The following is a 12,416-nucleotide window of genomic DNA, read 5'->3' on the forward strand; positions in this document are numbered from 1 at the left end:
TTGATAATTAAAGATACTAGGTTGAATTAAACGCTAGCGTTAATATCCAGGTTGACGACATCCCAAAATACGGTCATTGTAACCATCCTAAAAGATGGTCACATTTTTACATACCTAAATTTTTCTTTACTCCTTTACAAGCACTACCCATGAGCGAAATCAACGGTACTAACGGCAACGATACCCTTCTAGGCACAAATGCAGACGACATCATTAAAGGTGAGAGTGGTAATGATTCCATCAACGCTGAAGCAGGTAATGATAGATTATTTGGTGGTTCCGGAAACAATACTCTCACAGGTGGAACAGGTGCAGACGAGTTTGTTTTAGAACGACTTTCCAATGGTGCCTATGACTTAATCACCGACTTCGTGCAAGGGGAAGACAAGATTGACCTGCGAAATGTGGGAATTTCAGAATTTGAAACCTTACGCACCCTGACTACCAATAACAGCGATGGCAATGCTCTGATTACCATTGAACTGGCAAATAGCTTGTCCCAAATGGAAATTGTGGGTTTGAGCCGTGAGCAGTTACAACAAAGTGACTTTATTTTTAACACCACTAGCGATGATGATCAAATCAACGGGACTGGTTTCCGTGATGATTTATTTGGTGGATTAGGTAACGATACCATCAACGGTGGTAGTGGTAGTGACAGATTATTTGGTGAAACAGGTAATGATCGCCTGATTGGGGGAAGGGGTAATGACACTCTATCTGGAGGTACTGGAACTGATACGGCTGTTTTTACAGGTGCTTTTTCGGAATATGAAATTATTGTAAATGATGGAAGAATAATAGTTACCGATACGATTAATAATCGTGATAATGTTGACACTCTGAGTGGTATTGAACGAATTGAATTTAGCGATCGCACTATTGATGCATCTGTTATTACTAACTCAGGAACATTAGCTTTTAGCGCCCCTCAATTTACTATCCGAGAAGATGGTATTGCTATTTCTGCTGTCACCGTTACTCGCACTGGAGGAAAAAACGGTGCTGTAAGTGCCAAAATCAATCTAAAAGATGGAACAGCGAAAGCACCAAGCGACTACGACAACACAGCAATTACAGTTAATTTTGCTGATGGAGAAATCAGTAAAACCGTCACTATTCCCATCGTTAATGACACAAACATAGAACTTGATGAAACTCTCCAATTAATCCTCACAACGCCAACAGGAGGGGCAACAATTGGCACGGAAAATAGCGCCACATTGACCATTATTGATAAAGATGCACCTTTAATTACAGGACTTCCTCAAGGTGCATCAGGAAGTAATAAAGGTCAAACAACAATTGTTATTGCGGGACAGAATTTTTTGCCCAACGATCAAATTAGCATCATTGCCCCCAATGGTACAGCACAAGTTGCTAGTCAAGTTTATTGGGTGAATGAAACAGAAGTCTGGGCAACTTTTGATTTACAGGGATTAACCATTGGGCAATATGATGTTAAAGTTGCCAATGGACAAAATGACTCTGTTTCTAATGATGTTTTCACTGTCACTGATGGTTCACTGGGGAATATTAAAACTCAGTTAAGTTATCCAGCAAATGGTGTAGTTACAGTTAAATATACCAATGTCGGACAAACCGATGTCATTGCACCTTTGTTCAGAATTACTCCTACAAATGCCCAAGTTACTTACCCTGAAGAAGATACCGTTAGTGCTACTCTGCGTCAACTGCTGAATTTAACTTTAGGAACAAGTGATAATGGACCAGCAGGAATTTTAGCACCTGGTAAAAATGGGGAATTTTCCTTTGCTTATACTCCCAACGGTAACGGTTTAATTTCCTTTGCAGTGGAACAAGTTCAACCCAATGAAGTGATTAATTGGGCAAGTATTAAAGCTGAATCTCGCGCTGATTATAGTTTTATTGATGATGCAAGCTGGGATGCAATTTGGAGTAATTTAACGGCTGCTTTAGGCACAACTGCGGGACAGTTTCAAGCTGTCATGACAGAAAATGCTAATTATTTAAGTCAACTGGGACAGGAAACCAGTGATTTAACTGGATTATTTGCCTTTGAATGGAAACAAGCAGTTAATACCCTGACTAATGTTAGCTTAATTAGTACAACAGATGTAGTTGATGCTGCACCAGGGTTATCATTAACCTTTAATCGCACCTTTTATCAATCTATTGCTGAACGCTACAATTTAGGTGGTTTAGGACGAGGTTGGGCTAGTCAGTGGGATTTAAGGGCAACAACTGATAGTCAAGATAATGTAATTATTCGTAGCGTTGGGGATTTGCAGCGCGTTTTTGAGAAGCAAACCGATGGCACTTTTACAGAAAACAGTGGTGCAACTCTAACGATTACTAATGGTGAGTATCGCTTAAAAGAAGTTAGTGGTTTAGTTTCATTATTTGGAACTGATGGCAAACTCAGCTATGTTGAAGATACCAACGGTAATCGGATTACCCTGGCATATACAAATAACAATCTGAGTAAGTTAGTTCACACCAATGGCGACAGTTTAACCTTAGATTACAATGCCCAAGGGCGGATTAGTCAGATTACCGACTCCACAGCCCAAGTCACCAGTTACAGTTATGATGCTTCTGGGGAAAACCTGCTATCTGTCACCAGTCCTGAAGGAACAACTACTTACACTTACGATACAGGGGATATTGCCGCGAAAAAATATTCTTTGTTATCGGTAACATCGGATTTAGGTTATGAGCGTACTTTTGAATATGATAACCAAGGTCGTCTGACTAAAGAGTTTAGCAATGGACAAACCCAAAGCCTAACCTACAGTTACGATAGTACAGGCGGTGTGACGATTACCGATAGTACAGGTGCATCTCAAACTATCCTACTGGATGACCGAGGAAATAGCGGACAAATTCGCGGTGTTAATAACCAAAATCTGATTTTCAGCTATGATGCAGATGGGAATTTGATTGGTGCAACCCTGCCTAATGGTAGTAAAGTTAGTTACACTTACGACACCAATGGCAATTTAACCCAGCAAACAAACTTACTCAGTCAAGACGTTAAATTTACTTACGATGCTACCTTTAATCAACTGACAGGTTTTACAGATCCTAAAGGTAATGGAGTTGATTATACCTACGACACCAAAGGTAATCTCACCAAAATCACATATCCCGACGGTAGCAGCGAACAGTTTAGCGTGGATGCGTTGGGAAATATTACCAGTGCTGTTAATCGTCGTGGTAGCACCATTGGATATACCTACAACACCAGTGGACAGCTAACCCAGAAACAATACGCTGATGGTTCTAGCATTAGCTATGGCTATGACACCAAGGGAAATCTTACCAGTGTCACCGATGCAACGGGAACTATTGCAATGGAGTATGATGTTGCAAATCAGCTTACTAAAATAACTTATCCTACAGGGCGTTCTTTAACCTATACCTACAATGCTGATGGTCAAAGGACTCAACTTGTTTCTCAAGATGGTTATACGGTTAATTACAGTTATGACACCGTTGGACGCTTAAAAACTTTAACCAATGGTACAGCAGAAAGCATTATCAGTTATGACTATGATGGTGCAGGTCGTCTGACTCAGGAAACCAATGGTAACGGAACTTATACGACCTATCAATATGATTTACAGGATCAGTTAACTCAGTTAATTAACTATAAAGCAGATAATACCGTTAACTCTAAGTTTGAGTATACCTACGATAACTTAGGTCGGCGTACTAGCATGACCACATTGGAAGGAACTTTTCAATATGGTTATGATGCCACAGGTCAATTAACTTCTGTGGTTACGCCTGATAGTCGTACCATTAATTATCAATATGATGCGGCGGGAAATCGCATTGGTTTGACGGATAACGGGACGACTACGAACTACACCACCAATAACCTGAATCAATATACCAATGTCGGTAATGCTGTCTATACCTACGACACAGATGGGAATTTGATTAGCAAAACCCAAGGGGGACAGACTTCAACTTATACTTATGATGTTGAAAATCGTCTAACTAAAGTTGTCAATGCTCAAGGAACTTGGGATTATCAATATGATGGGTTAGGAAACCGCGTTGCTACTATTTTAAATGGTCAACGCACGGAATATTTACTTGATCCTTTTGGGTTTGGGGATATTGTCGGAGAATATAACGGTAGTACCTTAGTTGCCAACTACACTCACGGTATTGGTTTAGTGAGTCGGGTAAATGGCAGTAATAGTAATTATTATGATGCCGATGCGATCGGTTCAACGGTAGGGTTAACAGCAACGGATGGGAGTTATGTTAACCGTTACAGTTATTTACCTTTTGGAGAAGATTTAACAAAGGTTGAAGGCGTTGCTAACCCCTTTGAATATGTCGGTCAATGGGGAGTCATGGATGAGGGTAATGGACTCGATTTCATGCGAGCAAGGTTTTATGATAGTGGGTTGGGAAGGTTTACTGCGGTTGATCCGATTGGGTTAAATGGTGGGGATACGAATTTATACAGATATGTCAGCAATAATCCACTGACATATTTTGACCCCGCAGGAAAAAACCCGACAATTATTGCTGCTGCTATAGGCGCGGTAGGAGGTATAGCAGTTGCAATAATCAATTATCTGTCTAAACCTCCTAAGAATGGCGGAACCGAGAGTAATAATAATGGCGGAACCGAGAGTAATAATAATGGCGGAACTGTAATTAATAATAATGGCGGAACTGTAGTTAATAATAATGGTGGAACTGTAATTAATAATGGTGGAATTGTAATTAATAATAATGGTGGAACAGTAGTAATACCAACTCCAAATCCTCAACCTAATCCTACACCAACACCCACTCCTCCTAACCCCAACCCTCAGCCTAATCCTACACCAACACCCACTCCTCCTAACCCCAACCCTAGTCCTCAACCTAATCCTACACCAACACCCACTCCTCCTAACCCCGACGGCGGCACATATAACGACCCCCACCTAAAAACCCCCGACGGTCTACGCTACGGCTTCCAAACTGTAGGTGAATTTACCCTCGTCAAATCCACCACCGACGACTTTGAAATCCAAACCCGCCAACAACCTTGGAACATTAGCACCAGCGCCTCTGCTAACTCTGCCATTTCAATTAACAGTGGTGGTCAACGCATCGCCATTTATGCGAATCAAACCAACCCTCTCCTCATCAACGGTACTGCTGTCACCCTTCCTGAAGGTGGACTCTATGCAGTCGGTCAAAACCTCATTATCCGAGAAGGAAGCAAATACAGTATTATTACTGCCAATAATGACCTCATTCTCGTTAAAGATAATGGTACTTGGCTAAATATTAATATTGGTCTAGCTGATAATCGTCAAGGTAACGTAGTCGGACTCTTGGGCAACTTTAACGATAACCGCAATGATGAATTTGCCCTCCGTGACGGTACAGTTATTGGCGGGACTATCACCAATCAACAACTCTACGGTGATTATGCAGCAAGTTGGCGTATTACCCAAGCAACATCTCTTTTTGATTACGCCACCGGACAGGATACCAACACCTTTACCGACCTCAACTTCCCCCAAAATATTGTCACAGCAGCCACATTAACCCCCGAACAACGCGCCGCAGCCGAGCAAATCGCCAGAGATGCCGGGATTACTGACCCTGATGTACTAGAAGATGTCATCCTTGATATTTTCCTTAGCAATGGCAACACTGAATTTATCCAAGGGGCGCTCAATGGGGCAATCGACCAACAACGGATAGAAACCATCAGCGCACCCAACACCCTGATAAACCCCGATGGTTTGGGAACTCAATACTATTTAACCGCCAATGCGGTCATTCCCTATACCATCCGCTTTGCCAACAACGCAGCCGCAGAAACTACACCTGTTGCTCAAGTTACTATTACCCAAACCCTGGATACCGACCTCGACCTCAACACCTTTACCTTACAAGACTTTGGTTTTGGGGATATTACGGTTGATGTTCCCAACGGCGTACAAAATTACAGCCAACGTCTTGACCTCCGCAGCACCACAGGTGTCTATGTCGATGTCAACGCGGGAATAGAGACTTCCACAGGTGTGGTTACTTGGACGTTTGCCGCCATTGACCCCACTACAGGCAACGCCGCCGACAGTGCTATTCAGGGCTTCTTACCTCCTAATGATCAAAATGGGGTAGGAAGTGGTTTTGTCGGCTACAGCATCCAACCCAAAGCCAATACAACCAATAATACTCGCATTGATTCCCAAGCCAGTATTACCTTCAATACCCAAACGCCTATTCAAACCAACCCTGTCTTTAACACCTTAGATAGTGATATTCCCACCAGTCAAATAAATGCCTTACCTGTCAACAGTAACGCTAACTTTACGGTATCTTGGACAGGTTCAGATGACGGTAGTGGTATCGCTACTTATGATATTTATGCGGCTACAAATGGCGGTCAATATGTCCTTTGGAAAGACGATATTACCAATAATTCAGCCGTCTATAATGGTCAGGTGGGAAGCACTTATGCTTTCTATAGCGTAGCAACTGATAACTTAGGTCTAACCGAAACAGCCCCCACTCAATCTGATGCAACAACAACTATTCTTGTTGCTGGCAATAATTCACCTACAATTCAGCAAGCTATTGTAGATCAAACTGCAACGGAAGACACAACATTTACCTTCATTCTCCCCGAAAACACTTTCGCAGATATAGACCCTAGTGATATCCTCACCTATTCTGCCACATTAGAAAATGACAATCTCTTACCAAGTTGGTTAACCTTTAATGCCACAAATCGCACCTTTAGCGGCACACCAACTAATGATAATGTGGGTAGTCTCAACATCAAGGTTACTGCTACCGATAATTCTGGGGCAAGTGTTAACGATACATTTACTTTGACAGTTGCTAATACTAATAATGCACCGACTCTACAAAATGCAATTTCCGATCAACTAGCCAAACAAGATACAGAATTCAGTTTTACTTTTGATGCTAATACCTTCATTGACATAGATGCTGGAGATAATGTGAGTTACTCAGCAACTCTAGAAGATGGCAGTAATTTACCTAATTGGTTGAAATTTAACGCAGCTACTCGCACCTTCAGTGGGATAGCAACTAAAACAGATTTAGCAAGTCTGATAATTAAGGTATTAGCCACAGACAATGAAGGTTTAAGTGCCATTGATACTTTTGCCTTAGCTGTCGAACAAAATAACAACGTACCTACATTTCAGCTTTCAAAAATTGCCGATGATATCTTTAATATCTCGAATAGTAGCGGCAAATCAAAAATTAAGGTTACACTAACAGAAAGAAATTCTAATCTTGTTAATGAATTAGGAGTATTTACTGTTGATGACGCTGAAGGTAAAATTAATGGTATTGCACCAGGCGCGGCAGGTTACACTCAAGCAGTTTTAGAACGAAGTCAGGTAATTTTCTCTGCTATTTCTAATCTCCCCAATGGGTTTAATACCGATAATTTGACACATTTGTTGGAATTTAACTCTGGTGAAAACTTAAGATTTTATTTAGTAAAAAATAGTACAATTGATGCTGTAAGGGCTGGAATAACGCCAATCACAGATGTATTATTTTCTGATCCTTCAAGGCAAAAGATTACAGACTTAGGTAATGGCGAATTCTCCCTCGCTTGGAAGGATGGATCGAGTAATAATTCTGATTTCCAGGATCTAGTGGTAACAGTTCAGCCCACGAATGATTCATTACCTTTAGGTACAAATCTGCAAGGAAATCCACAGGGCGAAGTTATTGACTTGCGGGGTGTTACAAGTCAAGTACAAGCTGATTTTACAGTGAATCGAGAAGCAGCTTTTGACAATTTCGTCGGTTTCTATCAAGTAGCTGATGAGAATGGTGGTATTGACATCAACGGAGATGGTAACGCAGATATTCTGACTGGACAAGCTGGTTATATTGAAGCTGCAATTGGTGGACGTGTTGCAGGTATTGACCTGACAGTTAACAACCAAGGTACAGCAACTTATACCGGAATTTTTGAGCCTGGTTCTATCTTTGCTCCATTTATTATTGTGAATGGTAGACCCGATGCTTTACTTGATAGCAATTCAAATAATGATCCAGCAGTGTACTTCCCCTTCTTGGGAGCTAACACTGACAGAAAAGATCACATTCGCTTGTTGGGCAGTAATACCTTTGCTTTTGAGGATTTACCAAATGGTGGTGATCAAGACTTCAATGATGTGATCGTGGCAGTCAATTTGAGTATTGTGTGATGTAAATTGGAGAGCGATTTTTTTTCGGGGGAGATAGAACTGGTAATGGGGTAAGTCGATTTGTTCAGGTGCGCGATCGCACAATTTCCACCCGGATAAAGAGAAAGTAAAAAGTATCACCTGCTGTATCAAAATACTGCGGGACTGGAGATAACCGATTCTGTTAAATTTCATGCTCCTCAATTTGCAGCTTGCAAGTTGAGGAGCAATTAATTGAGGATGAATTGGCTGTAATGCCAGCGAATGAAAGGTTTACAGCTTATTGTGAAATTTTTCATAAATTTAATTTTGGCGATCGCATACAATCTATAATTCCTTCCTAAATTTACCCATTAGAAAATTACCTGGGTTTTTCGCTAAAACTCCTAGACTGAAGTTAAAGTAATGTAACCTACAAAATGTGACTATGAGTAAGATTCGGATTGCTCTAATTGAAGATCATGACCTCACCCGTGTAGGTATTCGGACAGCTTTACTACAAAATGCAGAAATTGAAGTTGTAGGAGAAGCTGCTAGTGCTGCCGAAGGTCTAAAAATGTTAAAAAAGTTACAACCAGATATTGCAATTGTCGATATTGGTTTACCAGATAAGGATGGTATTGAACTGACACGGGAATTGAAAGCTTTCACGAATGGAGACGATTCAGCCACAAAGGTGCTAATTTTAACGCTTCAGGATAACAAAGAATCCGTGCTGGCAGCTTTTGCAGCTGGGGCTGATTCTTATTGTATGAAGGATATCAAGTTTGATAATTTGCTCGAAGCTTTGCGAGTAACTTATGATGGCAATGCTTGGATTGATCCAGCGATCGCACGAATTGTGTTACAACAAGCACAAGAAAATCCCCCATTACGGGAAACCGTGACCACAAATTCTCAAAATATTTTACCAAACTCAGAATCGGAGGAGGAAAAGCAAAATATTGAGGCTTATACCCTTACGGAAAGGGAGTTAGAAGTGCTACAGTTAATCGTTGAAGGTTGTAGCAATGCACTCATTGCCGAACGACTATATATTACTGTGGGAACTGTAAAAACACACGTCAGAAATATTTTGAATAAGCTATGTGCCGATGACCGCACCCAAGCAGCAGTCCGCGCCTTGCGTTCTGGATTAGTGGGATAAAGTTAAATTTGAGTGTAAAAACCATCCAGCCAACTCCACCACAGTTAAAAAACCAAAGTGAATTTATCACTTCTAAGTAAGTAACTTTTTTGTAGAGATTACTTTTTAATGTTTAGATAACAGGTGGGATAAAAATTGCCAAATCTCGCCATTTTAGTATCCCAAAATTTAAAGTCAAATATGACTGAGACAGACTTAGGCAAATTGAAGCTCATGGTAGTAGACGATGAGCAGGATAATTTAGATTTACTCTATCGTACTTTTAGGCGAGATTTTCAAGTATATAAAGCTAATCATGCTCTGACTGCGCTAGAAATTCTGGACAAAGAAGGCGAGATGGCTGTGATTATTTCGGATCAAAGAATGCCGGAAATGAACGGTACCGAGTTTCTCAGTCTGACAGTGGAGCGCTTTCCTGATACGATTCGGATTTTATTGACTGGTTTTACTGATGTTGAAGATTTGGTAGCGGCAATTAACTCCGGTCAAGTGTTCAAGTACATCACCAAACCCTGGAGTCCTGAACAACTGAAAGTATTAGTTGAGCAAGCCACTGATACATATTGCCTAGTCAAAAAGCGTACCCGCGAGTTAAGTCGGGCTTTGCGGCGAGAATCTTTGTTTAATGCGGTGACAACAGCAATTCGGGAATCCCTGGATTATGACAGTATGTTGCAAAAAATTGTTGCCACCATTGGACACACATTTGCAACTACTTGTTGTTTGCTCAGACCAGTGGAAAGCGATCGCTTAACACAAGAGGAATTTTGTTACCAAGATTCTAAATCCAGTTTACCTGATGGTGTCTACGACCCCAGTCTGTTAATTGAAAAAGTTCTGCAAACCCGCCATTATCAACTGACTCAAGAGACTTATCAGGGCAACAACTGTCAGCAGATGGTTGTACCACTTTCCTATCAGCAGCATTTGCTAGCTGTCCTGGCTATCTATCAGTGGGGAAACGAGCAACCTTGGCAAGAGGAAGAAATCCAACTGATTGCAGGTGTGGCGGAACAAGCAGCTTTAGCTCTCTCCCAAGCCAAACTCTACCAGCGCCTCCAGGAAAAGCAAGCACAGCTAGGGACTGAATTGGAAGTGGCGCGCCAAATTCAAAACAATCTCTTACGCCAAACTCTACCTGATATCAAAGGTGGGAAGGTGCAAGCCTGTTGTTACCCAGCTCGTGAAGTGGGAGGCGATTTTTTTGAAGTATTTGTCCATCCCAAAGGCGATTTATGGTTGGCGGTAGGTGATGTTTCCGGTAAGGGTGTTCCAGCTGCTTTATTCATGGCTAGTGCGATTTCCGTATTACGCCGGGAACTAGCTCAAGAAACACCAGCCGAACCCAATGTAGTAGTACATCACCTCAACAACGCTCTAGGTGATGACTTGATTGGCAACAATTACTTTATTACCCTCGTCTTGGCTCGTTATACTCCTACCACTAAAGAGCTAGTTTATGCTAATGCTGGTCACATCTATCCCTTAGTTTGGTCACATGAGAGCAATGTAGCCGTTAACCCGATTTATCTGAAAGTACGTGGCATTCCTTTGGGTATCTTGCCTCAATGGCAAGCACAGTCGGGTCGCTTAATTCTCGCTCCAGGAGATACCTTACTGCTAGCTAGTGATGGGATTACAGAAGCTATGGTATCAAATAAATTATTGAATCCCGAAGAAACCGAGGATAGCGGACAGCTGATCAGCCGTTCTATGCTCAATCAAGAAGGACTTTGGCAACTGTTACAAAGAGAACCCCAACCGTTTTCTCTTCATCATTTAATAGCTGCTATTCAGGCAGATAACCACGTTCAAGAAGATGATCAAACTATACTTTCACTGGAGGTTTTATAAGTAATGAAAAGTGAGCTTCATGTACCAAGTGACCTGAATTATTTAAATATCGTCGAAAGCTGGTTACTAGGATGCTTAAAAATTCATCTCAAAGAATCCGTGGATTGGTCCAGACAATCAAGTCGTTTACGGCTAGCTTTGGTGGAAGCATATTCAAATGTAGTCCGTCATGCCCACAAAGAACAGCCTAGTTTACCGATTTTACTGCGGTTAGAACTGAAAAACCGAGATATTGCCATAGAAATTTGGGACTATGGCGAAGGCTTCGATATGTCTACCTACTTTCCGCCTAACCCCACAGATAAACAAGAAGGCGGCTATGGATGGCTGATTATGAATCGTCTGATGGATAATGTTGAATATCAATTACAAGTTGATGGTGCAAATTGTCTCAAGTTAGAAGCGACTCTACCAGAATTAGCTAATTGAAACTTTTGGCAATTTTGTCTGGACAGATTGCCGATTGCTAGACTTTTTCGGTATTCTTTAAGCTTATTTACACAAAAAGTCTGGTAATTACTGATTTTGCAGTAGTGCTGTAAGCGGAACTAGAGGTGAATTTATTAAAAATTGTTAATTTAGTTGATAATTGTGGCTAATTTTATAGATTTATCAAGGGTAATTATTAAATACTGGATATAGAAGCCAGGCTAACTGTTGATTTTATATCTACGGCAAAAAAGCTCATGGCATAGCTCTACAACCCCTAGTATTGTCAAATGGGTAAACAAAATTACCCTACAGAAATTACAATTATGACGAAATCTATGGCAACTTTATTTTGTTTGTCGCCACGCTATCGCCTTGATGATGAATCACCTTGGTTAGAGGCTATTGACCCTAGTCGTCATTACTGGATTGCAGTGAATGGAGACCAGAATTTCACAATAGCTATACCTGGGTTGGTAGTGTCGTCAATGAGTGAATTGCAGCAAGCTATCCGCCAATTTCGCTCTTTGCAGCCTGGGGAACAAATGACTGTAAATAGAATTGCCAGTGATTGCACAATTCACTGTGTCAGTCCGAATTGTTATGCTGTGGAACAAGAAATTAATCATGCTTTGATTTGGCATCTATTTGATCAAGAAACTTTAGATAGTTTATTAATGACGGCACACCCAGAATGGCAATGTGCTTCATCAGGTATTGAGTTAGGTCAGAGATTGTTACTGCGTTCTTTGCAGCAAGCTGCTGTTACCAAAAAATAAGCAAAATTAAAATTT

At 41.1% G+C, this 12,416-nt stretch carries 5 protein-coding genes; all 5 read left to right on the plus strand.

Features of this window, described 5'->3' with window-relative positions; genetic code table 11:
- Positions 1-149: 149 nt before the first annotated feature.
- The 5 genes from AACX33_RS24795 (at position 150) to AACX33_RS24815 (ending at position 12,401) form a co-directional block, all read left to right on the plus strand.
- Positions 150-8,213, plus strand: a complete 8,064-nt coding sequence (locus AACX33_RS24795) for a putative Ig domain-containing protein (protein ID WP_227788820.1) — start codon at positions 150-152, stop codon at positions 8,211-8,213.
- A 406-nt stretch (positions 8,214-8,619) separates the two neighbouring features.
- On the plus strand, positions 8,620-9,339 hold the full coding sequence (locus AACX33_RS24800) for a response regulator (RefSeq protein WP_194002961.1): 720 nt from the start codon (positions 8,620-8,622) through the stop codon (positions 9,337-9,339).
- A 180-nt stretch (positions 9,340-9,519) separates the two neighbouring features.
- Positions 9,520-11,193 carry a SpoIIE family protein phosphatase gene (locus AACX33_RS24805; RefSeq protein ID WP_194002959.1) on the plus strand — a complete coding sequence of 558 codons (1,674 nt, stop codon included), beginning with the start codon at positions 9,520-9,522 and terminating at the stop codon, positions 11,191-11,193.
- Between the two features lie 3 nt (positions 11,194-11,196).
- Positions 11,197-11,622, plus strand: a complete 426-nt coding sequence (locus AACX33_RS24810; protein ID WP_194002957.1) for an ATP-binding protein — start codon at positions 11,197-11,199, stop codon at positions 11,620-11,622.
- A gap of 338 nt (positions 11,623-11,960) precedes the next feature.
- A complete protein-coding gene (locus AACX33_RS24815; RefSeq protein WP_194002989.1) occupies positions 11,961-12,401 on the plus strand; it encodes a hypothetical protein in 441 nt (146 codons plus the stop codon).
- Positions 12,402-12,416: the final 15 nt, after the last annotated feature.

Origin of the sequence: Nodularia sp. LEGE 04288 (genome assembly GCF_963896525.1) — a bacterium.
In the GTDB taxonomy this organism is placed as follows: domain Bacteria; phylum Cyanobacteriota; class Cyanobacteriia; order Cyanobacteriales; family Nostocaceae; genus Nodularia.

Bases quoted from the DNA above. Each gene is read 5' to 3' on its own strand.
- AACX33_RS24795 (WP_227788820.1), top strand. From the start codon at position 150: ATGAGCGAAATCAACGGTACTAACGGCAACGATACCCTTCTAGGCACA.
- AACX33_RS24800 (WP_194002961.1), top strand. From the start codon at position 8,620: ATGAGTAAGATTCGGATTGCTCTAATTGAAGATCATGACCTCACCCGT.
- AACX33_RS24805 (WP_194002959.1), top strand. From the start codon at position 9,520: ATGACTGAGACAGACTTAGGCAAATTGAAGCTCATGGTAGTAGACGAT.
- AACX33_RS24810 (WP_194002957.1), top strand. From the start codon at position 11,197: ATGAAAAGTGAGCTTCATGTACCAAGTGACCTGAATTATTTAAATATC.
- AACX33_RS24815 (WP_194002989.1), top strand. From the start codon at position 11,961: ATGGCAACTTTATTTTGTTTGTCGCCACGCTATCGCCTTGATGATGAA.